25 protein-coding genes and 1 riboswitch are annotated in these 22,015 nt (G+C 40.2%); of the genes, 14 read left to right on the forward strand and 11 right to left on the reverse strand.

Features of this window, described 5'->3' with window-relative positions; genetic code table 11:
• Positions 1-30: 30 nt before the first annotated feature.
• Positions 31-1,743: an electron transfer flavoprotein-ubiquinone oxidoreductase gene (locus MMP60_RS01850; protein ID WP_241334714.1), complete on the reverse strand. Its 1,713-nt coding sequence runs from the start codon at positions 1,741-1,743 to the stop codon at positions 31-33.
• Positions 1,744-1,930: 187 nt separating this feature from the next.
• Here MMP60_RS01850 and MMP60_RS01855 point away from each other — a divergent pair, with 187 nt between their 5' ends.
• The 5 genes from MMP60_RS01855 (at position 1,931) to MMP60_RS01875 (ending at position 6,358) form a co-directional block, all read left to right on the forward strand.
• The gene (locus MMP60_RS01855; RefSeq protein ID WP_241334715.1) at positions 1,931-2,542 is read left to right on the forward strand and encodes a DUF1285 domain-containing protein; all 612 of its coding nucleotides are present in this window, start codon (positions 1,931-1,933) and stop codon (positions 2,540-2,542) included.
• A 43-nt stretch (positions 2,543-2,585) separates the two neighbouring features.
• Positions 2,586-3,464, forward strand: a complete 879-nt coding sequence (gene murI, locus MMP60_RS01860) for a glutamate racemase (protein ID WP_241334716.1) — start codon at positions 2,586-2,588, stop codon at positions 3,462-3,464.
• A gap of 104 nt (positions 3,465-3,568) precedes the next feature.
• Positions 3,569-4,597, forward strand: coding sequence for a DUF4062 domain-containing protein (locus MMP60_RS01865; protein WP_241334717.1), 1,029 nt, complete (start codon positions 3,569-3,571; stop codon positions 4,595-4,597).
• A gap of 69 nt (positions 4,598-4,666) precedes the next feature.
• The gene (gene hemH / locus MMP60_RS01870; RefSeq protein WP_241334718.1) at positions 4,667-5,683 is read left to right on the forward strand and encodes a ferrochelatase; all 1,017 of its coding nucleotides are present in this window, start codon (positions 4,667-4,669) and stop codon (positions 5,681-5,683) included.
• Between the two features lie 30 nt (positions 5,684-5,713).
• Positions 5,714-6,358 carry an MBL fold metallo-hydrolase gene (locus MMP60_RS01875; RefSeq protein ID WP_046738658.1) on the forward strand — a complete coding sequence of 215 codons (645 nt, stop codon included), beginning with the start codon at positions 5,714-5,716 and terminating at the stop codon, positions 6,356-6,358.
• On the opposite strand, the gene MMP60_RS01880 is transcribed toward MMP60_RS01875, so the two are convergent.
• On the reverse strand, positions 6,355-6,546 hold the full coding sequence (locus MMP60_RS01880; protein WP_241334719.1) for a DNA gyrase inhibitor YacG: 192 nt from the start codon (positions 6,544-6,546) through the stop codon (positions 6,355-6,357). The genes MMP60_RS01875 and MMP60_RS01880 overlap by 4 nt on opposite strands.
• Before the next feature lie 91 nt (positions 6,547-6,637).
• Here MMP60_RS01880 and MMP60_RS01885 point away from each other — a divergent pair, with 91 nt between their 5' ends.
• The 3 genes from MMP60_RS01885 to MMP60_RS01895 are packed head-to-tail and all read left to right on the forward strand — an operon-like array spanning position 6,638 to position 9,125.
• On the forward strand, positions 6,638-7,282 hold the full coding sequence (locus MMP60_RS01885) for a tRNA (guanine-N(7)-)-methyltransferase (RefSeq protein WP_241334720.1): 645 nt from the start codon (positions 6,638-6,640) through the stop codon (positions 7,280-7,282).
• Positions 7,275-8,471: a TIGR03862 family flavoprotein gene (locus MMP60_RS01890; protein WP_241334721.1), complete on the forward strand. Its 1,197-nt coding sequence runs from the start codon at positions 7,275-7,277 to the stop codon at positions 8,469-8,471. The genes MMP60_RS01885 and MMP60_RS01890 overlap by 8 nt, the downstream gene beginning before the upstream one ends.
• 51 nt (positions 8,472-8,522) lie before the next feature.
• The gene (locus MMP60_RS01895; protein WP_241334722.1) at positions 8,523-9,125 is read left to right on the forward strand and encodes a flavin reductase family protein; all 603 of its coding nucleotides are present in this window, start codon (positions 8,523-8,525) and stop codon (positions 9,123-9,125) included.
• 75 nt (positions 9,126-9,200) lie between these two features.
• Here the strand turns inward: MMP60_RS01895 and MMP60_RS01900 are convergent, their stop codons facing one another.
• Complete coding sequence (locus MMP60_RS01900; protein ID WP_241334723.1) at positions 9,201-10,415, reverse strand: crosslink repair DNA glycosylase YcaQ family protein; 1,215 nt, start codon at positions 10,413-10,415, stop codon at positions 9,201-9,203.
• Positions 10,416-10,646: 231 nt separating this feature from the next.
• Here MMP60_RS01900 and MMP60_RS01905 point away from each other — a divergent pair, with 231 nt between their 5' ends.
• The gene (locus MMP60_RS01905) at positions 10,647-11,312 is read left to right on the forward strand and encodes a hypothetical protein (RefSeq protein ID WP_241334724.1); all 666 of its coding nucleotides are present in this window, start codon (positions 10,647-10,649) and stop codon (positions 11,310-11,312) included.
• 58 nt (positions 11,313-11,370) lie between these two features.
• Here the strand turns inward: MMP60_RS01905 and MMP60_RS01910 are convergent, their stop codons facing one another.
• Positions 11,371-11,703 (reverse strand): HopJ type III effector protein, encoded by a 333-nt coding sequence (locus MMP60_RS01910; RefSeq protein WP_241334725.1) that lies wholly within the window; start codon positions 11,701-11,703, stop codon positions 11,371-11,373.
• A gap of 138 nt (positions 11,704-11,841) precedes the next feature.
• Here MMP60_RS01910 and MMP60_RS01915 point away from each other — a divergent pair, with 138 nt between their 5' ends.
• The 3 genes from MMP60_RS01915 (at position 11,842) to MMP60_RS01925 (ending at position 13,680) form a co-directional block, all read left to right on the forward strand.
• Positions 11,842-12,699 carry a DUF2071 domain-containing protein gene (locus tag MMP60_RS01915; protein ID WP_241334726.1) on the forward strand — a complete coding sequence of 286 codons (858 nt, stop codon included), beginning with the start codon at positions 11,842-11,844 and terminating at the stop codon, positions 12,697-12,699.
• A 59-nt stretch (positions 12,700-12,758) separates the two neighbouring features.
• Positions 12,759-12,825, forward strand: a riboswitch (Fluoride riboswitch).
• Positions 12,826-12,957: 132 nt separating this feature from the next.
• The gene (gene crcB, locus MMP60_RS01920) at positions 12,958-13,338 is read left to right on the forward strand and encodes a fluoride efflux transporter CrcB (protein WP_018677390.1); all 381 of its coding nucleotides are present in this window, start codon (positions 12,958-12,960) and stop codon (positions 13,336-13,338) included.
• Between the two features lie 15 nt (positions 13,339-13,353).
• A complete protein-coding gene (locus MMP60_RS01925) occupies positions 13,354-13,680 on the forward strand; it encodes a DUF190 domain-containing protein (RefSeq protein WP_241334727.1) in 327 nt (108 codons plus the stop codon).
• Between the two features lie 98 nt (positions 13,681-13,778).
• Here the strand turns inward: MMP60_RS01925 and MMP60_RS01930 are convergent, their stop codons facing one another.
• Both MMP60_RS01930 and MMP60_RS01935 read right to left on the reverse strand, forming a co-directional pair.
• Entirely contained in the window at positions 13,779-14,033 is a 255-nt protein-coding gene (locus MMP60_RS01930; RefSeq protein WP_241334728.1) for a type B 50S ribosomal protein L31, read from the reverse strand.
• Between the two features lie 322 nt (positions 14,034-14,355).
• Positions 14,356-15,648, reverse strand: coding sequence for an AarF/ABC1/UbiB kinase family protein (locus MMP60_RS01935; RefSeq protein ID WP_241334729.1), 1,293 nt, complete (start codon positions 15,646-15,648; stop codon positions 14,356-14,358).
• Positions 15,649-15,786: 138 nt separating this feature from the next.
• Between MMP60_RS01935 and MMP60_RS01940 the strand changes: the two genes are divergently transcribed.
• Entirely contained in the window at positions 15,787-16,140 is a 354-nt protein-coding gene (locus tag MMP60_RS01940; protein ID WP_241334730.1) for a hypothetical protein, read from the forward strand.
• Positions 16,141-16,239: 99 nt separating this feature from the next.
• Here the strand turns inward: MMP60_RS01940 and MMP60_RS01945 are convergent, their stop codons facing one another.
• Positions 16,240-17,601: an MATE family efflux transporter gene (locus tag MMP60_RS01945; RefSeq protein ID WP_241334731.1), complete on the reverse strand. Its 1,362-nt coding sequence runs from the start codon at positions 17,599-17,601 to the stop codon at positions 16,240-16,242.
• A 30-nt stretch (positions 17,602-17,631) separates the two neighbouring features.
• Positions 17,632-18,093: a DMT family transporter gene (locus MMP60_RS01950; protein ID WP_241334732.1), complete on the reverse strand. Its 462-nt coding sequence runs from the start codon at positions 18,091-18,093 to the stop codon at positions 17,632-17,634.
• A gap of 116 nt (positions 18,094-18,209) precedes the next feature.
• On the opposite strand from MMP60_RS01950, the gene hemW reads away from it, so the two are divergent.
• Positions 18,210-19,364, forward strand: a complete 1,155-nt coding sequence (gene hemW, locus MMP60_RS01955) for a radical SAM family heme chaperone HemW (protein ID WP_241334733.1) — start codon at positions 18,210-18,212, stop codon at positions 19,362-19,364.
• Between the two features lie 263 nt (positions 19,365-19,627).
• Here the strand turns inward: hemW and MMP60_RS01960 are convergent, their stop codons facing one another.
• The 3 genes from MMP60_RS01960 to MMP60_RS01970 form a co-directional block, all read right to left on the reverse strand.
• Complete coding sequence (locus MMP60_RS01960; RefSeq protein ID WP_241334734.1) at positions 19,628-20,572, reverse strand: metal-dependent hydrolase; 945 nt, start codon at positions 20,570-20,572, stop codon at positions 19,628-19,630.
• Between the two features lie 129 nt (positions 20,573-20,701).
• A complete protein-coding gene (yihA, locus tag MMP60_RS01965; protein ID WP_241334735.1) occupies positions 20,702-21,478 on the reverse strand; it encodes a ribosome biogenesis GTP-binding protein YihA/YsxC in 777 nt (258 codons plus the stop codon).
• A gap of 73 nt (positions 21,479-21,551) precedes the next feature.
• The gene (locus MMP60_RS01970) at positions 21,552-22,004 is read right to left on the reverse strand and encodes an Rrf2 family transcriptional regulator (RefSeq protein WP_241334736.1); all 453 of its coding nucleotides are present in this window, start codon (positions 22,002-22,004) and stop codon (positions 21,552-21,554) included.
• Positions 22,005-22,015 lie beyond the last annotated feature (11 nt).

Here is a 22,015-nt window from a genome sequence, read left to right on the forward strand (position 1 = left end):
CAACGAATTGAGGCTTTTTAATTTTCAGATTTACATATTTGGGTAGTTAGGACCACCGCCACCCTCAGGGGTTACCCAAGTAATGTTTTGTGATGGATCTTTGATGTCACAAGTCTTACAGTGTACGCAGTTTGCTGCGTTGATTTGGAAGCGCTTAGAACCATCATCATTTTCCATGATTTCATAAACACCAGCAGGACAGTAGCGTTGAGCAGGCTCATCCCATTTTGGTAAGTTTACATTCACTGGCACTGATGGATCAGTTAGCTTCAAGTGAGCAGGTTGGTTTTCTTCATGTACTGTATTTGATACGAAGACTGAAGATAAACGGTCAAAGGTTAACTTGCCATCTGGTTTTGGATAGTTTGGTTTGAACGTTGATGCATCTACAGTTTTAAGCGCAGCAAAGTCTTGTTTTAAATCGTGCAACGTAAATGGGACTTTAAGGATATTTTGATCGATAAAGTTAAATGCGCCACCAATCCAAGTACCAAACTTGTGCATTGCTGGACCAAAGTTACGTGCTTGATATAACTCTTCTTTTAACCAAGAATTATTGTACTTATCTGTATAAGCAGTTAACTCTTTAGCAAAATGGTCGTCACCTTCAAGAACGCGAGCAATCGCAAGATCACCACCTTTTTCTACGCCTGCAGCAATCGCTTCGAATACTGCTTCACCACACAGCATACCTGACTTCATTGCTGTATGTGAGCCCTTGATTTTTGAGAAATTCAAGAAACCAGCATCATCACCAATTAAGCAACCGCCTGGGAATGTGAGTTTAGGTAAAGAGTTAAAGCCACCTTTTACAACCGCACGTGCGCCATAAGAAATGCGTTTACCACCTTCAAGGAATTGCTTAATGGTTGGGTGAGTTTTCCAACGTTGCATTTCCATGAATGGATACATATTTGGATTTTCATAAGATAAATCCACAATCATACCCAAAGTTACTTGGTTGTTTTCAGCGTGGTATAACCACCAACCACCAGCAGAACCTGTTTCAGATAAAGGCCAACCCGCACCATGCATCACTAGACCTGGTTTGTGTTTCGCTGGGTCGATTTCCCAAAGTTCTTTGATACCAATACCGTAGTGTTGTGGATCAGCATCTTTATCAAGATTGTATTTTGCAATCAAACGCTTACCAAGGTGACCACGGCAACCTTCAGCAAACAAGGTATATTTTGCATGCAGTTCATAACCAGGCGTGAAGTTATGTGTTGGCTCACCATTTTTGCCAATCCCCATATCACCTGTTTGAATCCCTTTTACCGTACCATCTTCATGGTAAAGTACTTCAGAAGCAGCAAAACCTGGGAAGATCGAAACTTCTAATTCTTCAGCTTTTTGACCTAACCAACGAACAACGTTACCAAGAGAAATGACATAGTTCCCTTCATTGTGCATTGATTTTGGTACCATCCAATACGGCATTTTTTGTGCTTTGGTATCAGAGAGTAAGAAATAGGTTTCATCGTCCGTTACAGGTACATTGAGTGGTGCACCTTCTTCTTTCCAGTTCGGGAACAATTCATTCATGGCACGTGGTTCAAGTACAGCACCAGAAAGGATATGCGCACCTACTTCAGAGCCTTTTTCAACAACACATACAGAAAGATCAGGTAGGTTGTTTTCAATCGCTAATTGACGAATTTTAATCGCAGCAGATAAACCCGCAGGGCCTGCGCCTACGATCACTACGTCAAACTCCATCGCTTCACGTTCGATGTGTTCCATGTAGGACTCCTCATATTTTTAAGGGTGGCAACCGTAATATTGCGATTCGGCGCTGCCATGAGTGTTCTGAATTGCCAAACACAAATGTTATTATTGTGCTTGCAAACGTTTGGGATAGTATAGTTTTAAACCTTGATCTCGCCAATTGGCTGAGCGGTCATATTTTCTCGTCAGCAAGGCATAAACTATGATAAATGAAAATGATTCTCCACAGAATATAGGAAAAATCGTGTTTCCTGATGATAGAAACTTAATGAACATTTCACAATACTTAAAAGATGTACAGCAAAGTCACAAAAGGTCAATTCCGCCTTTAGACCAATGGCATCCAAAGCATTGTGGCAAGATGAATTTACAGGTAAAAGCCAATGGAGAATGGTGGCATGAAGGTCAATTGATCAAGCGACAAGCTCTATTGGATTTATTTAGTACAGTGCTATGGAAAGAGGACAGCAAATTTTATCTCAAGACACCCGTTGAGCAAATTGAAATTGAGGTTGAGGATGAGCCTTTATTGATCAATCAAGTGGATCAAATTGAGATTGAAGATAGATTTTATTTGCAACTGACAACAATCAATCAGGATGTGATCATTGTGGATGAAAAGCATCCTATTTTTATGCGCGAATATGCAGGAGAGTTACGTCCTTATGTCCATGTTCGTTTTGGGATCAATGCGTTGATTCAACGCCAAAGTTTTTATCATCTCGTGAACTACGGTTCTTTGTCTGAAAATGCACAAGGCGAAACAGTTTTAACATTAAAAAGTGGTGATTTGGTCTTGCATTTGAGCACCTGAGGTTTAAGCTTAAAAGATTAGATAGACAAGTGCTCATGTGTGTATGACAGCAATTCAACCTATACCTTTCTTATTAAATCCTATGCCACATGCATCTTCAGATGCACCGATTGGGGTTTTTGATTCTGGAGTAGGGGGATTGTCGATTGCACAAGAAATTGCTCAACATTTGCCAAATGAACGCATTCTCTATTATGCAGATACCGCTCATGTTCCGTATGGTGCTCGTTCAGATCAAGAAATTCGTCAATTAACAGCGCAAGCAATTGAATGGCTTTATCGTCAAGGTTGTAAAATTGCGGTGGTTGCTTGTAATACGGCTTCGGCATTTAGTTTGGATTATTTACGTGAACATTATGGCGAACATTTCCCGATTGTTGGATTAGTCCCTGCATTAAAGCCTGCGGTCATTCAGACACAGTCCAAAGTGGTCGCAGTGCTTGCAACACCAGCAACATTTCGTGGTCAGTTGATCAAAGATGTCGTTACGAAGTTTGCTCAGCCTGCAGGAGTAAAAGTTTTAGCTGTAACAAGCCTAGAATTGGTACCTTTTGTTGAATCTGGGCAGCAAATGAGTCAGGTTTGCTTAGATGTTTTACGGACGGTTTTACAACCAGTGGTCACTGAGGGAGCAGACTTTTTGGTGTTAGGTTGTACCCATTATCCCTTCCTAAAAGATGCAATTCGTCAGGTTTTTGGTGGAAAATTAAGATTAATTGATTCTGGACAGGCAGTCGCACGACAAACAGCATATATTCTGATAAAAAATGGGTTATTATGTGACAAAATAAGTCATAATATTACACGTATTGAGTGTTATGTCAGCGGTAATAATGCGATTGAGTTAACATTAGTACTCAAACATCTACTACCAGAACAACTAACATGGACGATCCGGAATTTAGATGATATTACTGTTTAAATGATTAAAATATAACCATATTTTGGGTTTTATCTAGGTTATCTATTAATAAATTTTAAGCAAAATAGCTTAAAATTGTTGATAAGTGAATTGGGGCTTGGCCTATGCAAGATACTCGTTATCAAGTGTTTATTTCTACGTCTGGCAATGAAATGCAACCAGAACGAGCGGTTTTGACTCAGACTTTGGTTGGGATGGGATTCTTTTCATGGGGCTTAGAACAGCGCACGCCATTAAGTACCTCGATTGCTCGTCGTCAGATTGATGATTGTGATTACGTGGTGATCTTGTTAGGTAGTCAGTATGGTGAACAATCTGTTTCGGGTGTCGGTTATATGCATCTGGAATATATTTATGCGATGACCAAACAGAAGCCCGTTATTGTATTTATGCACGAAGATCCAGAATCTCGTGAGTCTAATTTGCATGACAATAAACCTGAATTAAAAGAAAAATTTAAAGAATTTAGAAAGCAGCTCCAACATGAAGTTGACCAAGTCTTTAGTTACCGTACTTTACGTGATTTAGAACTTGCGGTGCGTTCAAACATGCCACAAATGTTAGAGCGTTATCCTGTAGTGGGGTGGGTACGTCCGCAAAATACACAGGTTTTACAAGACGAAATAGATAATCTGCGCGCGAAGGTTAAACAGCTCGAAACTGAGATTGGTGGTCGTGAAGCTGATCCTATTGCGACAGTTCCTAAAGTGTCCATGCATGAACTTTATTCGTTTGAATATCGTATGCATGCTTATCAAGACGGTAATTTCAAAGAAGTTAAACCATTCCGTAAAATGACATGGGCGCAATTACTCAATGTATTGGGTTCGTCTTTTGTGATCCCAACACCTGAAGAATATTTTTCTAAACGTATGAATGAATATTTGAATGAAACAGGTTTGGAAGATGCGCGTGTAGAAATGCCAAGAGCACATGCAGTTTCTCGTGCGCAAATTAATATTCGTGCATTGCATGAGATTAAGATGCAGATGCGTCAGAATGAATGGATTATGCCAACAGGACGTGATGATCGCCAACGGATGTTATGGCAATTAACTCAGAAAGGTCAGAAACTCTTGGAAAGTAATATTTTAGATAGTAATCGAGTTTTTCAAATGAAGACCATGCATTAATTCCATTTAAAAAATAATGATAAAACTGCTAAAGTAATTGAAGAAATTCAGTTATAGCGGAAGCGATCTATGTCAGCTACACCAAAACCAAAAGTGACTGTGATTTTAGCAAATTTAGGTACACCAGACGAAGCCACTGTGCCCGCAGTACGTCGATTCTTAAAACAATTTTTATCAGATACACGAGTCATTGAAATCCCCAAACCGATTTGGTGGATTATTTTACATTTATTTGTCCTGACATTCCGCCCCAAACGAGTTGCGGAAGCTTATGCTTCTGTTTGGTCAAATGATTCTCCGATGCGTGAAATCGTACTTGAGCAAACACAATTGATTAAACAACGCTTAACAGATGAGAATCATCAATTTGACCTCACAGTTGTAGCCGCAATGACCTATGGGCAACCGAGTATTTATACTGTTTTTGAGCAACTTGAAAAAGATCCGCAAGAGCATGTCATTCTTTTACCCTTGTTTCCGCAATATTCAGCTACATCAACAGCCCCTCTTTATGATGCTGTTGCGAAATGGATTCCCAAGCAACGCCATTTACCTGGGTTCACGTTCATTAAAGATTATTATCAACATCCAATGTTTATTCAGGCATTGACGGATAGTGTTTTAAATTATCAAACCAAGTATGGTAAAGCTGAAAAATTATTGATGTCTTTTCATGGGATTCCACAACCTTATGCGGATAAAGGCGATCCCTATGCTGATCGTTGTCGCATGACAGCGAAATTGGTGGCTGAAGCCTTACATTTACATGAGCATGAGTGGGCAATCAGCTTCCAGTCCCGTTTTGGTAAGCAGGAATGGGTGAAGCCTTATACGGATGTTGTATTACAGCAATGGGGCGAGCAAAAAGTTAAATCAGTGCAACTCTTGAGTCCTGCATTTTCGGCAGATTGTTTAGAAACATTGGAAGAGTTAGCGATCCAGAATAAAGAACTGTTTCAACATGCGGGTGGTGGGGAATATGCTTATATTCCGGCTTTGAACAGTGATCAAGCGCATATTGATTTGCTTGCTAGTCTGGTTCAGGCTAATCTTGACGCTCTCACTCATACCTTAGCCCATCATTAAATTGACGTTTTATTTCGCCAGAGGTTTTTTATGTTGCAAGTCAAAATTGTACCCGTTACTGCATTTGCCCAAAATTGTTCTATTCTTTGGGATAGTGAAAGTAAAGATGCTGTTTTGATTGACGCAGGTGGCGATGCTGCTGTACTCAAACAACAAGTAGAAGCACTCGGTTTAAATGTTAAAGCACTTTGGCTCACGCATGGGCATCTTGATCATGCAGGTGCAGTGGGTGAACTTGCTGAGACATGGAATATTCCAGTGATTGGGCCGCATAAAGAAGATCAATTTTGGCTTGATATGATCCAAGAAGTCTCAGCACGCTATGGCTTCCCGATCCCACAACCTGTCAAAGTTGATCAGTGGTTAGAAGGTGGAGAAACCTTGAAACTGGGTGAAGATGAGTTTGAAGTCCGTTTTGCGCCAGGTCATACCCCAGGTCATGTGATGTTCTATAATGCCAAACATGGTTTGCTCTGGACAGGTGATGTATTGTTCAAAGGTTCGATTGGGCGTACTGATTTTCCAAAAGGCAATCATCAGCAATTACTCGATTCAATTCAACGAGAATGCTTTAGTTTGCCTGATGAAACTCAATTTATTTCAGGTCATGGACCTATGAGTACCATTGGCTATGAAAAGCAATTTAACCCATTCGTTGCAAGTAAAGCAGGTTAGTCCTCGTAATCATCTTCTTGGCGTTGTAAACCTGCTTGAGGAGCATCTTGAGTCGGTAATTTATATTCATCGCTTGCCCAAGCACCTAGGTCGATCAATTTACAACGCTCTGAGCAAAAAGGACGAAATTCATTAGCTTCCCAAGTGCTAGCTTCGCCACAACGGGGGCAGGGAAATGTACGTGGCATAGAAAATTCCTAAAACATAAAATAAATAGATTAGGCAAAAGTAAGGTGAGTTGTTAGACTTATGCCGATTTTTAGATAGTTTGATGAGATTATGTCGATTCGTCAATTTCAAGCACAACGTATGCAAGCGCCTCGTGATTTTACTGCCATTCCCAATATACCGATTTGTGTCGAAATTGGTGCTGGAAAAGGCAAACATGCCTTATTGTTTACTGGGCAACATCCGCACACAGCGTTGTATGCAATTGAACGAACTAAAGAAAAGTTTGTAGCGATGCAAAAGCAGCATCAACTAGAGCCACGTGAATATTTACATCCAGTACATGCCGATGCCTTGCCGTGGGTGGTACATGCTTTGTTTCCAGCGCAAGTGGAACAATTTTTTATTCTTTACCCAAACCCAGAGCCGCATAATCCTGCACAGCGTTGGCTCAATATGCCATTCTTTGAATTCTTACTGTCTCGCCTTCAGCCCAATGGTACGATTACGCTCGCAAGCAATATTCCTTCATATATTGATGAAGCAGAACAGCAGTTGCTTGAGCTGTGGAAATTACCGTATGAAAAACAAAAAATTGCAGCAGATTCTGCACGTACTCATTTTGAAATTAAGTACTTAGAACGTGGTGAGTTGTGCCAACAACTGATCATTCGTAAACCAGAAGGCTATACAACCCGTTTTGATGATTTTGCACCTTTGCAAAGGCAGAATACTCAAGAGAACCTTGATGTCTAAACGCATTGCGATTATTGGTGCAGGTCCAGCAGGTTTGATGGCTGCTGAAGTGTTGAGCCAATATGATTATGAAATCGACGTCTTTGAACAAAAACCTTCGGCTGCCCGTAAGTTTCTTATGGCGGGCAAAACAGGCTTAAATATCTCACATGCTGAACCTATAGAGACTTTTGTACAGCGCTATGATCGTGCGGATTGGTTGAGTCCTTGGCTGAAACAATGGGATGCTCAATGGATTCAAAACTGGATGCGAGGTCTGGGTATTGATGCCTATGTGGGAAGTTCGGGGCGTGTGTTTCCTGTGGAAATGAAGGCAGCGCCGTTACTTCGTGCTTGGTTAAAACGCTTGATTCAGAACGGTGTGAAATTTCATTATCGCCATCGTTGTATCAATTTATCTAACAATCAACTCACGATTGAAAATCAAACGCAGCAGTTCACAGCAAGTTATGACGCGATTATTTTGGCATGTGGTGCGGTGTCATGGTCACAATTAGGTAGTGATGGGGCTTGGCAGCAATGGCTTTCCATCGATGAAATTGAGCCATTTCAAGCCAGCAATGCAGGTGTACTGAAACAATGGTCGCCGTTTATGCAGGAATGTTTTGGTCAGCCACTCAAACGAGTTGATGCGTGGGTCGCATCTGAGCGAAAGACACATGGCGATATCATCATTACTCATTATGGTTTTGAGAGTGGGGTAATTTATAAACTGGGACGTGATTTAAGAATACAGTTGAGCCAAAAGCAAAACCTACAGTTGCATCTGGATTTGCTACCAGATGTCAGCGTTGAACAATTAGAAAAGAAATTACAGGGCAATAAGAAGCAGTCGCTTACTAACCTTTGGCGTAAAGCAGGCTTGGATCAGGTCAAAATTAATCTGCTTCGGGAAATCGTCGATAAAAGCTTATGGTCAGATGCCAAGCAAATGGTGCAGCAGATCAAGCATCTCAGTATTTCTTTAGATGGCTTCCGTCCAATTGAAGAGGCAATTAGCTGTGCAGGAGGCGTGAAGCAAGTCGCAATGTCTCCGCAACTTCAATTGCAATCCAATCCTTATGTATTTTGCTGTGGTGAAATGCTGGACTGGGATGCTCCAACAGGGGGATATTTACTGACGGCTTGTTTTGCCACGGGTCGAGCAGCAGGGGAAGGTGCGTTTCACTTTATTCAGTCAGGTCGGTGATGCTGACGATCTCGTAAAATGATTTGATGATTGAAATATTGAGTGCCAAATATGATTTTTGAAACTTCAAATTTAGATGCAAATGAAATCTATCGACTGTTAGTCGGTGGCATTACACCTCGACCGATTGCGTGGATTAGTACTCTGTCTGTGGATGGGGTTGCCAATATTGCACCTTATTCATTTTTTAATGTGGCGAGTTGTAATCCCCCGATCCTCTGGTATTCGCAAGTCAACCCAAAACATGGGCAAGATAAAGATACCTTGAGAAATTTAATCGAGACTAAACAATGTGCGGTTCATATTGTCAATTCACAATTGCTTGAGAAAATGAATCTATCCTGTGCCTTACTCGCAGCAGAACAAAGTGAGTTTGAGTTTGCGCAGATTGAGTCTGAATCCAGTCATACTGTTGCTGCCTTGGCGGTAAAACATGCGCCTATCCGCTATGAATGCCATTTAAGAGAAGTGATTCAACTCAGTTCACTGCCATCAGGCGGAACAGTGGTGTTGTTGGATGTGAAATCGATTTATGTGGATGATCATCTGTGGGATGGTCAGATGATTGATCAGCAGCGGCTCGACAGTGTTGGAAAAATGGGTGGCGATTTTTATAGTTTAAGCACGGATTTACATAAATTATCGAGACCTTAAAAATAAGAATTCAGAAAAATAGTGGTGTCATTACTTGTATTTTTATTCTTTCTATTCTGGTTTTACTCCCAGCGTTTAAATCATCTTACGCATTTCAATAAACTTGCGGATCGTGCCTGATAATTCAGAGGGACTGATTTGCGTGACATGGATGGACTGACACTGGTTAAAATGCACAAAACGATGTAGCGTGTTGAGAAATGGTGTCAGCCACAATGCCATATCTATTTGTCTATTTTCGACATGTAAATGAATTAATTCAAATTGACCACTTTTACGATGCGCTTTGCAATCAACTCGACCAATAAATACATCCCCAAATAAAATAGGCAGACAAAAGTAGCCGTATTTTCTTTTATGCTGAGGGGTATAACATTCAAGGCGAAAATCAAAATCAAAACAGGTTTTGACTCGTTCACGATGAATAATTGAGTTGTCAAAAGGTGAGAGCAAGGAAAGTTTTGGGTGATGTGTAGCATCGGTCTTTTCAAATAGATCTGTGAGTACATAGATGGTTTGCATCTCAGGCGTCACAAGCTTTTGAATGATGTTGTCCTCAAGCATTTGATTGAGGATTGTTTCAATATTTTTGCGTAATACTGAACCAGTTTGCAAATGTGTCATTTGTTTCATGGTTGTAAAACTATATGCTCTAAGATATTTTTTAACTAGATATTCAGCATATTCTAATGCTGTGGGTGGTGTTGTATTGACGGTGCTAGGAAGCACTCTTTCACGAATATCATATACTTTTTCCATTCCATTTCGGGCGCTGATCATTAAATCCCCTTGCATGAAAAGCTGCTCAAGCGCGATTTTGGTCGGCTTCCAATTCCACCAACTACCGTTGTTTTTACTTAAACTTTCAAACGCTCTGGATTTCTGTGGGCCGTCGATACGGATTTTGTCATATACATTACGCATGACTTGAGTATCTGCCTGATAATAACGAGACTCGCCATTTTTTATGCTGAACATTTTGGGGAGGGCAAAGCGAAAGTCTTGCATTGGCAAATATGATGCAGCATGAAACCAATATTCAAATATGTGGCGTTCAGTGACCAACTGATCGAGCCATTGTGGTTGATAATCTGGAATGCGTGTCCAAAGCGTATGATGATGTGCCCGTGTGACAACGGAGAGGGTGTCGATTTGTATATAACCTAACTGTTCTAATGCCGAAAGGGCGGCAGCTTTTCCTGAGCCAAATGCTTGTTCTTGAATAAGTCCTTGCGCTTCTAATGTAATTTGTCTGAGTTTTTTGGATAGGTCAGTTTGTTTAATCGACATGATTTCCCTTCGTTATTTTTATTTAAACCCTGGTTGTTGGCGATTCATAGTTCAGCCCAAAAGTTGATAGTATCCCAACCACTGAACTAAAGGAGGGATGTTTGACGACAGTGAGGTAGTAAATGAAAATGTGTATCATTTTATTAAGTGATCAAAGAACCTTCTTTTTCAAGACCGTATTGGCTATTATTAGAACATAAAATATTTTAAAACAAGTTATTAAGAGTATGTATGAATACTGAATTATCTTTAGGTAAACAGGAACAAAAAGAAATTTTACCATTTGCACCTCAAAATTTATGGTTGCTGTTCTTTCAACCCAAAAAGTTTTTTTCTTTAGCAGCTGTCTATCATCATCGCAGTATCATGATTGCTGCCTACTTGATCGGCGTGTTTGCTGTAATGGATCGAGTTGATCAAAATTTGCTTAAAGCAGAAGTTGGAAATCGTACATCAATGATGCTTGATGTTACGGATACGTGGTGGAGTTATTGGTTACTCGTTTTGGGGATGGGAGCAATCACTGCGGTATTTGCTTGGCTTATCCATGGTTGGTGGTATCAAAAGCGTTTACAATTTTCAGGTGTAAAAGACGCAGATCCACAACTGGCTCGCCATGTTTGGGCTTTGCAAGGATTGGTTGCGACCTTACCTGTTATTATCGTCACGATGCTACAGACATTGATGTATAGCAATTATCTTGATGCCTATCAAAACTCATCAATTCTGAATTTTGTGGCATTACCTTTTATGCTTTGGTCATGTTGGGTGAGTTATCGAGCAGCAACATCGGTATTTAAGACCAATGCTTGGGCAAAATTTTGGTTCTTGGGATTACCAATTCTGTTTTATTTGCTGGGAATAGGATTCCTAGCAGCTTTGATGGTAAATGTATGATTGTGGTAGCAGGTAAGGTAAGCAGGAAGGTAAAATAGCCTTCCTGTCTTTTCTAAGATCAGCGTGCAGTTAAAGCATCACCTTCAAATTGAATACCATCCCAACCATTTTGCATGAATTGACGAATATTTTGATGGTCGGTTGCTTCAGGTGTTGCAAGAACTGAAGCATAGTGTTCAGCAAACAGACTTAAAGTATCTTCAGTATTTAAACCTTCGATCTTGGCAAAAGAAAACACTTTGGCACTGCCTTGGTTTTCAGTGGCGGCATTTAATTGTGCACCATTCTGAAAAGCCGTCGGTGTATGTTGATAACGTGCTTCAATAAATGCCAATACATCTGCAAATTTTGCAGAACCATCTTTGAGTTGTGCCAATAAGCTTTGCGCCATTTCAAAATTCCGTGTTGGTTAAATCAATGGCTGCATCATAACATTGAAAGTGCAGAATAAAAGTCTGTCGGCTCTAGAACTAGACGTAAAGGGATTCGCAGTCTATGCTCAGAATAGTGATTAATATATTGAATAATAATGAATAGACATCGTTTAAAGTTAGCTGCATCAAAACAATGGTTGCGATTTTTAACTCAGGTTTTAAGTTGTCGCTTGTTATTGCAACTTCGTCGTTTGATGATGCGTATATTGCCCTTTATGCGTTTGCAAAGTCAGGTCAGCCATATTGTTTATTTATCTTGGTTAGTCGATGTTGATCAGGTTCGTCAACGTTATCCGCAACATGTTCCTTTATGGGAAAAACAAGGTAAAACCATCTTTACCATTCTCACTTATCAGCATCATCATTTTGGATTTAGTTTTTTGGCTAAACTGCGCAAGTTGATGCCATCACCACAACAAAGCAATTGGCGTTTTTACTTGGATGGCACTTATCCTAAAACCGTTATTTTTGAGCAAGTTATTGTTGACCAAGCACTGTATGTGATTGGTGGGCGTGTTGCCAGTGATGTGATGCCTGCACAATATGCTTCAAAATTTCATCATCAAGAAAATGAACAAGATAAAAGTATTCATACTGAGATCGTCGTCGATGCAGATTATTCCTTGATGAGTGATGTACACATCACGGCAGCAAAGCAATTGCCATTTGCATGGCAACCACTATTTTCTTCATGGGATGACGCCGTTCGGTTCTTGGTTGATCAAGACCATGCATGGGCGGAGTGGGTGGATCAACCAACACGGATGTCTCAGGGTGATATTGAAATGCCTGTACAGTTTCAACAGATTCAAGCTGCTAAAATTAGCGCATTACAAGCGCCACAGCTATTACAACAATTTGGTTTAGATTGTGAGGCAGAGGTCTTTGCTTTTGTAGTTCCTAAACTGGATTTTTATGTAGTTGGAGAAAAAGTATTGCCAGAATCTCAATAAATTGTGGATAACTTTGTGTTTATACACAGCAGTTGAGTTGTCTAAAAATTATGTTATTTTAGAGCAAAGGAGATGGCATTCCTCCTATCACAAACCGCCATTGTGGCTAATGATGCCTACGTTACCCTGAACAGGGGCGTAGGTTTGTGCGTGCTCTGTTCCCATTTTTGGAGTTCGCAGATGACAAATTTTCAGAAAAATATTTATCAATCTATGTTTGATGTCTGTTTATCTCCAACCTCAGGTTTGGAGTAAGTGATGTATTATCCATTACTTTCGATTGCTTTAGGTTCGGTACTCGGTGCATGGTTACGTTGGTTTTTGGGTTTAAAACTCAATCCGATTTTTCCAAATATTCCATTGGGTACTGTTACGGTCAATTTTGTCGGTGGCTTTATTATTGGTTTTGCAATTTCATATTTTTCTCAAAGTTCACTCAGTCCGAATTACAAGCTGTTTGTGATCACGGGGTTCTGTGGCGCACTAACCACCTTTTCAACTTTTTCTGCTGAGATTATTGCCTTATTACAAAGTGGTAAGCTAGGTTATGCCTGTGCAGCAATTTTAATTCATGTACTTGGCTCGCTCATCTTTACGATTTTGGGAATGAGTTTGCATCAATGGCTTAGTGCTGCATAGCTTGGGAGTGATGATATGAATGGATTCTTAATAACCTTTTACACGGCACAAAATCGAACTTATCAGGGACAAGCGATGAGTGAGTGGTTGTTGGCTGTAGCAAAGCAAATGAATTTACGCGGCGCAACAGTATTGGCTGGAATACAAGGTGTGGATCATCAAGGTTTATTCCATTCTGCGGGTTTTTTTGAGTTGGCAGATCGACCGATACAAATTCAGTTTGCAGTAACCCCTGAACAGGCAACGGAATTATTGGATCATCTGAATAATAAAGAGATTTCGTTATTCTATGTCAAAACACCGATTGAATTTGGTGTCGTGGGGCACTCCACAGATGTGTAGCAGACATTATCTAGGCATAAAAAAAGAAGTCTAAGCGGAGGAGATATAGCCTTAGACTTCGAATATTTATAGCCTAATCTGTAAATCTTAAAATAAGATTAACCTGAACGGCTAAAGCGAGCAAAGCGTTTGTTGAAGCTTGCAACACGACCTTCATTGCTTGCCTGACGTACTTCACCTGTATAAAATGGATGTGATGCACTTGAAATATCAAGGGTGACATAAGGATAAATTTGACCTTGATATTCTTTGGTCTGTTTAGTTTGTAGTGTACTGCCAATTAAAAAATAAGCATCTGCATTGGTATCGTGGAACAGTACTTGCTGATATGCAGGGTGAATATCTTTACGCATTTTGAATGACTCCTGTTATTTATGGAAATGTTATAACATAACAATATATGACGTCAATCTTATCTATTTCAAGTTTTTTATTTCAATTGGAGCGAATAGGTGATTTCCCCCATTCACAATGAGGCTACAAAAAGGTAATGCCAGTCAGTTAAGCATTTTTAATCGTCCCCTTGCAAAGGGATGCTGCTCACCTTTTTCGAAGAAGAGAGTGTTTCAAAATTCAGTGGTGTTCCCCCTCTTTTCAAAGAGGGGTTCGGAGAGATTTATCAATCAGGAATAATGAAATTACGCTCAACTGATCAGCATTACTGCAAAGGGGGGATTAGTTTGGAACGAGCTCTTCAAATAAATCATTGAGGTTATCATGCACTTTCAGGTGAATGAGGTTCCAGTAATGTCCTGAAATCGTACGGTTAACCATGAGCGTATCAGGGGAGGGTTTAAACACATCCCAATATTTCAATGATTTTTTAACCAGTCGCATCCCATCATGGTGGGATGAATTTTCAGCAAAGTCATAATGCGTGCTTAATGGGCGCAATAGGATTTCAATCCATTGCAGATAGAGTTCACTTGGAAACTTTTGCTTCTCAGCAATCGAGTGTAGTTCTACCAGTAAGTCTTCGACTTGCGTAATATTCTCTTGGCGAGCTGCATTGACCAGTGCTTTAAAATGCTGAATGATTTCAGGTGAGAGTGTTTTGACACTGCCATAGTCATAAATAATCACACTGCCATCTTCTCGGAAAGCAAAATTGCCTGGATGTGGATCACAATGGAAGCGTTTTAAGAAAAACATTTCCTGCCCCAAGGCACGAATCAGACGACGACCGATTTGATTGCGGGTTTCAATTGACCATGTACTGGCGGTTTCAATCGAATCACCTTGTTCAAGACTGAGCGTCAGCACGCGACGAGATGAGTAGTCTTTATAAACAGTTGGGATGATGACTTGAGCATCTAATTTCTCATGAAAGATTTTAAAGACTTCAAGGTTTTGTGCTTCAATTTCATAGTTCAATTCAGCAGAAAGACTGTCTTGAATCTCTTGAAATAATTGATCTTGCAGCTTCTTATCAATCTTTATTACACCCATTAAGCGCAATGCGAGGCGGACTTGTTTTAAGTCACTTTCACAGGCTTGGTCGACCCCTGGATATTGCACTTTCACTACAACCGCTTGCCCATTCGGCAGTACGGCACGATGTACCTGACCAATCGAAGCTGCTGCAAAAGGTTCGGTTTCAAAAGAGCTAAAGATTTGGTTTAAAGGTTTCCCCAGTTCTTTTTCAACTTGTTGTTGAATAGCAGCGAATGGCATAGCAGGGGCTTGGCGTTGTAGTTTGGCAATTGCTTTGGCGACTTCAGGTGGAAAGATATCTTTATACTGTGAGGCAATTTGCCCGACTTTCATTACCGCACCTTTCATTTCACCCAGCGTATCGGCAATTTGTAGACCGATGTCTTGGAACAATTGGCTACGTGCTGCATTTTTCTGTTCTTCATCTGCGGTAAGGTTGCGTATCGAATTGGCAACGCTTTTACTGGCAATACTTGCGGTCATGCCAGCCAGTTTTAAAAAACGTCTACTGGGAGAGCTTGCATGTTTTGCCATAGTTGCTTGACCTCATTTGATTCAGTTTCAAAGTGACACTCTGATCATAGGCGACAAAACTTAAATTGCCTATAACAAAATGTTAAGTCGTGTAATAAGATATTTAGATGCTCTATAAATATAAGTTTTGATATATAAATGCCAAAATCGATCTGGAAATTACATGTCAATGCGACATCAGAACGTTCTGCTCAAAAGAGCATACAGCAATGTATAGATGTATTTGAAAGAGTACCAATAAGCTTAAAGATTGAAAAATATAATAAAGGCGGTTGTATGGCAACTTTAGAACTTGCACATAGCGAAAACTATTCTTGGTCAGAACTTGTTTTAGAAATCATCGCATTAGGTCAAAATTTGGGTAATGGGTGGAGTATGTATGGAAATGTTTATGATGACCCAAGTGCAGTTTTAAGCAGAAGTGTTGGTCATCATATCCGAGTGAGTGGAGTTGAATGGGCAGAGTGGTTATTACTCAAAGATCAATTTTAAATGCGATCAATCATCTAAAGAATGTCGTTTCGTTAGTCTATTCATTAGGATGGTAATAAGGGTGAACGATGTTCCCCCTCGTAAATTTTCTTGATTCTCTTATAACTTAGCACTGATCATTTGCGCTAATCGTTTATTGTTTAAATATAAACGGCCTATCAATAACACACAGGCGATGCTTAAACCGATAATCAATCCGAGCCAAACGCCTGCAACACCCCAAACTGTGTAACGTGCAAGATATAAACCAATTGGGAAAGCAATCACCCAATATGCCATTAAGGTAATCCACATCGGTGCTTGCGTGTCTTGCATGCCACGTAGGCAGCCTGCGGCACTGACTTGCCATGCATCCATCAATTGATATGCCATCGCAAACCAAAGCAAGTACATGGCGACTGGAATAACGTGAATATCAGTCGTATAGATCGCTACGATATAGGGGCGCGCTACAGCAATCAGTGTCATGGTCAAAGCAGCAAAAACGGTTGCACTAATCAACCCCACTTTTTGAACTTGGCGCATCGCATACCAATTTTTCTCTCCATAATAAGTACCCACACGAATTGTGAGTGCAATCGCAAGAGATAATGGGATCATAAATAATTGTGAAGTCACAGAAATTGCAATCTGATGCGCCGCAATCGCATTTTCACCGAGTGGACTCAGGACAATCGCGCCTGTGCTGAAAATACTCACCTCAAAAAACACAGCTAGACCAATCGGCAGACCTAGCTTTAAGATACGTTTCACCCATTCAGGGTCAATTTTTTCCCATTTTGTGAAAATGGGTGCTTGTTGATAAGCCTTAGCTTTTGAAATATAAATCGCCAGTGTAATAAACATCAGCCACTGTAATATTGCCGTTGCAAAGCCACAACCTGCACTCCCTAAAGCAGGAATAGGTCCAAAACCGTACATAAAAATAAAGTTCAGTGGGATCAAGACCAATAAGGCAATCAAGCTAATCACAGTCACAGGACGTGGATGCCCTAAGGCTTCTGAATAACTGCGCAAAGCTGCATACATCATCACCGCAGGCATACCAAAGCCAATTGCATGTAAGAACAGGCTTGCTTTCGGTAATAAGCTTTCAGGAACGCCAAATAACGGTAAAAACATCGGCATAAATTGTAAAATCAACATCGATACGATACCGAGGATGACCGCAACCCATAAGGATTGACGTGCAATAGTCGGAATTTTCTCTGGTGTTCTTGCACCGCGTGCTTCAGCGACTAAAGGGGTTGTCGCGATCATGATTCCTGCAAATAACAACATAATTGGAATCCATAGACCAACACCGACAGCAATCGCTGCCAAATCAGCAGCAGAAAGATGACCTGCCATGATGGTATCAATAAGACCAAGCCCAGCCTGAGCAAATTGGGTGATCAAGATCGGAAACATTAAATGAAATAATTGCTTAAGTTCAAACCGCTTGGTTGTCGCATGAGACACAAAAAATACTCTTATTGAATTGAGGGAGAATTAGCGTTGTAGAGTGAATATTACACCAATAAAAATGACAATACTGCCGACAAGACGTTGCCAATTGATAGGTGTTTTTTCTGTACCTAACCAGCCGAAATGGTCAAGTAACATTGAAATGGCCAATTGGCCGAAAATAACTAAGCCTGAAAAAGTTAAAAAACCTAGTTTTGGTGCAGTATAAATGCTCATGCTGATGGCATAAACCCCAAGACATCCACCGACCCACAGAAACCATGGGATTTGGGACAGTTCTCCAAGACTGGGTTTTGCTGTGCTTTGAAAATAAACCATACATGCAAGCACAATTGTCCCTACCAAAAAAGATAATAAGGCAGCTTGAAGAGGTGAGTGTAAATGTTCTCTAAGTTGTGAATTAATTGCAGTTTGAAATGCCATTGCAATACCCACACCTAATGCAAGAGGAAGAATAAATAGCAATTGGCTGGTGATTTTGATCATTTTATCAATCTAATTGTTCTTCGTTGTTTCAGTCTAACCGAATAGTGAAGTGATGATAATAAGCGGATTGATAGAGTCATGTTAAAATAAAAGGGTTCTGTTGTTGAGCTTCCATTTTGAGTCATTTAAATCCAGCAAATATTCCACTTTCACTTTATATCCATATGCCTTGGTGTGTGCGTAAGTGCCCTTATTGTGACTTCAATTCACATGCTGTTCCTGATGGGGAATTGTCTGTGGATTTAGAGCAACAATATCTTGAGGCACTGGTGGCTGATTTTGAGACTCAAATTGAAATGGCGCAAGGTCGGTCAATTCATAGCGTATTTATTGGTGGTGGAACGCCGTCTTTAATTTCAGCACAAGGCTATCAGTGGTTATTTAGTCAATTAAAGGCGCGATTAGACTTTGAAGTAGATTGTGAAATCACATTGGAAGCCAATCCTGGAACGGTTGAACATGATCCATTTGCGGATTATCTTGCTGTTGGCATCAATCGTTTATCATTGGGTGTACAAAGTTTTGATCCTGAACATTTACAACGTTTAGGTCGAATCCATTCAGCCAATAATGCTTTAGATGCGATTCAACAAGCACGCCAAGCAGGTTTTGAACGTGTCAATGTTGATCTCATGCATGGTCTACCGCAACAAACGGAAGAACAGGCATTAACAGATCTTAAACTTGCAGTAGAGCAGGGTGCAACGCATATCAGTTGGTATCAACTTACGATTGAACCCAATACAGTTTTTTTTAGAACTCAGCCTGTACTGCCACAAGATGAAACCTTAGAGCATATTCAAGAACTGGGTGAGGCTTATTTAAAAGCTAATGGCTATATCAATTATGAGGTTTCTGCATGGCGTAAGGAAAAGCCATCCGCACATAATTTGAATTATTGGCAATTTGGTGATTATTTGGCGATTGGAGCAGGTGCGCATGGCAAGGTAACACGCCCTGATGGCATTTATCGTTTTCAGAAAACCCGTTTGCCGAAAGATTATTTAGCCAAAGTGCCTGCTGATCATGTACAAATGAAACATATTGACGCAGATGAATTGCCATTTGAATTTATGATGAATGCTTTGCGTTTAAATGATGGGGTTGCTGCTGAATTTTATACTCAGCGTACAGGATTAGATTTAAGCGATTTAAATAAAAGCCTGAAAGAATTACGTGATAAAAAACTATTGGTCGCGGATGTGAATCGAATTGCTTGCACAGAGCAGGGACATATCTTTTTAAATTCGGTGTTGGAAAGTTTTTTGTAATATTGAAAAATAAGGAGTCTCTTTAATACCAACAATCAAGACGGTCTATGGTGGTTTGTGACGCCTACCATTGATTGGGGCTGGAACAGGAGGGTTCAATGAGCAGCAAGTTCAAAGACTCATTAAGCAGACGATTTCTGAATCACAGTATGATATAGATGTATTTATTGTGATCTTTAAGAAATGATACCTGAAGGTATTACCCCATCCTGAAAGAAGTCTCTTTAGATTATAAACTTACTTTTAGGGTGGGGTATCTAGCATTACGCTGCTTGTTGCAAAGCGCGTTTCGCTGCTGGAGAATTATTTAAATAATTCACAGCATCTTGGGTATTGCCTTCTTTCACTGGATCATACCATGGCATAAGGTAATCTAGTTGTTGTGCAACCAACCAAATCGGGCTTGGTAGAATTTGATTGTCTTGACGACCGATTTTATACCATTCCATCCACACCCAAGGTCTGAATAAGCTCGGTTTTTTATCTGCAAAACGTGGGTCTTGGCTCATGATGTGGGCTGCGCCATCGACCCATAAACCGAGTACCCCAATAATCACCGCAACACTGAGATAGTAACGAGCAAGATAGCCCCCACCCAAATGGCGATATAGATCAAAAGCAACAGTACGGTGTTCAATTTCTTCAGAACCATGCCATTTGATTAAATCGATCATTTCAGGGTCAGCCCCTAATTCTTCCCAACGCTTGTTGTAAAGTGCATATTTACCTAATACACAGGTCATGTGCTCAACGGTTGCAATAACGCCTAAGCGAAACAAGTCCCATTGATGATCAAGCACTTTTGGAACTTCTTTACCAAAAGGTTTGTCAGCTAATGCTTTGGTGAATAAGAAGTCCATGATTTCAAGATTACGCTGAATATCAATATTGCGTTGGCTGAGATATTCTTTATTGGCAGATGTATGTGCAATTGCGTGCATTGCTTCTTGACGAATAAATGCTTGGACATCATGTTTTAATTTTTCATCAGTGACTTGAGGCAATACTTTGTTGTACAAGCGACAGAACCAAAATTCACCTGCGGGTAAAATATTATTAATTTCATTAATAAAATAACTGGCGTAAGGCTGGTTTGGAATCCAATCCACTGGTGTTTTTTCCCAGTCAAATTTAACTTTGCGTGGGAGAATTTTATAGTCAATTGAAGAACCAAGAACTTTGTTCTTCATCAATGATAGTAATTTCATCGTTTAGTCCTAATCGATAGTGCAATGAACCAACACTAAGCAGTATATGAAAACTACCTAGTGTTTGTGTTTAGCAATTCGGGACAATTAGAAATCATTTAATGCATCAAGTTGCATGAATTGCAATTTTCACGATTCTTCGTCAAGTTCAGAGGCTTCAGGGATCTGACTGAGGTCAAATTCACTTGGTTGATCGAGGGTGAAATTCAAACGACCGCCCATCACACTTGCCAATTCTTCTAGACCAATTCGGTTCAGCGATGAGAACAATTGAATCGAGAAATCGAGTTTGATCTTTTTCAGTTGTTGTTTGACTTCTAATAAAACTTTATTGGAAGGGCCACGATTTAATTTATCTGCTTTGGTTAGCAGAATATGCACAAACAAATGACGTGAATGTGCCCATTCCAACATCATCAAGTCAAAGTGTTGTAAGGGGTGGCGGATGTCCATTAAGAGCACCAAACCTTGTAGACTTTTACGGTGAATTAAATAATTTTCCAGCTCTTTCTGCCATACGATTTTCATGGCTTCAGGTACAGCCGCATAACCATAACCAGGTAAATCGACTAAACGTTGGTCAGGGTTGCCTAAACTAAAAAAGTTGATCATCTGTGTACGACCAGGTCTTTTTGATGCACGTGCCAACTGTTTTTGGTTGGTTAATGCATTGATTGCACTTGATTTACCTGCATTAGAGCGACCTGCGAATGCAATTTCATAGCCTGTATCTTCTACGCATAAATCCAGTTTAGGCGCACTCATGAGAAACTCAGCTTGGCGTAACCAAGTTAAAGACTGTACTGCATAGGCGGTTAATGCAGGATCGGTCTTTTTTTCATAACTGATTTTTTCTTTGGGTGCGAGTCTGGCTTTGGTGTCTTTCGATTTTTCACTGCGACGCATAGAAGCTTACTTTTGAATTGAAATAGCAAGAGCCATTATAAAGGATGTGAGGCATTCGTGCGAATTTTGATGTTTAGGCTTTTTGAACGAGTTGTAAAAAGTCAATATTGGAACGTGTAGAAGAGGGAAGAATCCCATGTTGTAGCACTTCTCCAAGCGTGTATTGGTCAAGGCTTTGATAAAAACATTCCAAGGCTTGGTCTAAGATGCCTTTAAGACCACAATGGGAGCGTAAAACACAGGGAGGGGTGTTACATTCGACGATCTGATGGCTGCCTTGTAGGATACGAACAATTTCACCTAGTTTTAGACTTTTGGCTTCTGGATTTAAACGAAGTCCACCACCTTTACCACGAATCGTCACAATCCAGTGTTGTTTTCCCATGAAGTGAACGATTTTCACTAAATGGTTTTGGGATACATGCAAGTCTCGTGCAATATCTGCAATCGTATACGGTACATCACTTGGACGAGCGACATACATTAAAATTCTGAGCGCATAATCAGTAAACTTATTGAGTTGCATGGGATTTCACT

The sequence above is a fragment of the Acinetobacter sp. ANC 4805 genome, assembly GCF_022549495.1.
Classification (GTDB): Bacteria; Pseudomonadota; Gammaproteobacteria; order Pseudomonadales; family Moraxellaceae; genus Acinetobacter.

Excerpts from the sequence above, each read along its gene's own strand:
- MMP60_RS01850 (WP_241334714.1), bottom strand. The coding sequence starts at position 1,743 with ATGGAACACATCGAACGTGAAGCGATGGAGTTTGACGTAGTGATCGTA.
- MMP60_RS01855 (WP_241334715.1), top strand. The coding sequence starts at position 1,931 with ATGATAAATGAAAATGATTCTCCACAGAATATAGGAAAAATCGTGTTT.
- murI (WP_241334716.1), top strand. The coding sequence starts at position 2,586 with ATGACAGCAATTCAACCTATACCTTTCTTATTAAATCCTATGCCACAT.
- MMP60_RS01865 (WP_241334717.1), top strand. The coding sequence starts at position 3,569 with ATGCAAGATACTCGTTATCAAGTGTTTATTTCTACGTCTGGCAATGAA.
- hemH (WP_241334718.1), top strand. The coding sequence starts at position 4,667 with ATGTCAGCTACACCAAAACCAAAAGTGACTGTGATTTTAGCAAATTTA.
- MMP60_RS01875 (WP_046738658.1), top strand. The coding sequence starts at position 5,714 with ATGTTGCAAGTCAAAATTGTACCCGTTACTGCATTTGCCCAAAATTGT.
- MMP60_RS01880 (WP_241334719.1), bottom strand. The coding sequence starts at position 6,546 with ATGCCACGTACATTTCCCTGCCCCCGTTGTGGCGAAGCTAGCACTTGG.
- MMP60_RS01885 (WP_241334720.1), top strand. The coding sequence starts at position 6,638 with ATGTCGATTCGTCAATTTCAAGCACAACGTATGCAAGCGCCTCGTGAT.
- MMP60_RS01890 (WP_241334721.1), top strand. The coding sequence starts at position 7,275 with ATGTCTAAACGCATTGCGATTATTGGTGCAGGTCCAGCAGGTTTGATG.
- MMP60_RS01895 (WP_241334722.1), top strand. The coding sequence starts at position 8,523 with ATGATTTTTGAAACTTCAAATTTAGATGCAAATGAAATCTATCGACTG.
- MMP60_RS01900 (WP_241334723.1), bottom strand. The coding sequence starts at position 10,415 with ATGTCGATTAAACAAACTGACCTATCCAAAAAACTCAGACAAATTACA.
- MMP60_RS01905 (WP_241334724.1), top strand. The coding sequence starts at position 10,647 with ATGAATACTGAATTATCTTTAGGTAAACAGGAACAAAAAGAAATTTTA.
- MMP60_RS01910 (WP_241334725.1), bottom strand. The coding sequence starts at position 11,703 with ATGGCGCAAAGCTTATTGGCACAACTCAAAGATGGTTCTGCAAAATTT.
- MMP60_RS01915 (WP_241334726.1), top strand. The coding sequence starts at position 11,842 with ATGAATAGACATCGTTTAAAGTTAGCTGCATCAAAACAATGGTTGCGA.
- crcB (WP_018677390.1), top strand. The coding sequence starts at position 12,958 with ATGTATTATCCATTACTTTCGATTGCTTTAGGTTCGGTACTCGGTGCA.
- MMP60_RS01925 (WP_241334727.1), top strand. The coding sequence starts at position 13,354 with ATGAATGGATTCTTAATAACCTTTTACACGGCACAAAATCGAACTTAT.
- MMP60_RS01930 (WP_241334728.1), bottom strand. The coding sequence starts at position 14,033 with ATGCGTAAAGATATTCACCCTGCATATCAGCAAGTACTGTTCCACGAT.
- MMP60_RS01935 (WP_241334729.1), bottom strand. The coding sequence starts at position 15,648 with ATGGCAAAACATGCAAGCTCTCCCAGTAGACGTTTTTTAAAACTGGCT.
- MMP60_RS01940 (WP_241334730.1), top strand. The coding sequence starts at position 15,787 with ATGCCAAAATCGATCTGGAAATTACATGTCAATGCGACATCAGAACGT.
- MMP60_RS01950 (WP_241334732.1), bottom strand. The coding sequence starts at position 18,093 with ATGATCAAAATCACCAGCCAATTGCTATTTATTCTTCCTCTTGCATTA.
- MMP60_RS01960 (WP_241334734.1), bottom strand. The coding sequence starts at position 20,572 with ATGAAATTACTATCATTGATGAAGAACAAAGTTCTTGGTTCTTCAATT.
- yihA (WP_241334735.1), bottom strand. The coding sequence starts at position 21,478 with ATGCGTCGCAGTGAAAAATCGAAAGACACCAAAGCCAGACTCGCACCC.
- MMP60_RS01970 (WP_241334736.1), bottom strand. The coding sequence starts at position 22,004 with ATGCAACTCAATAAGTTTACTGATTATGCGCTCAGAATTTTAATGTAT.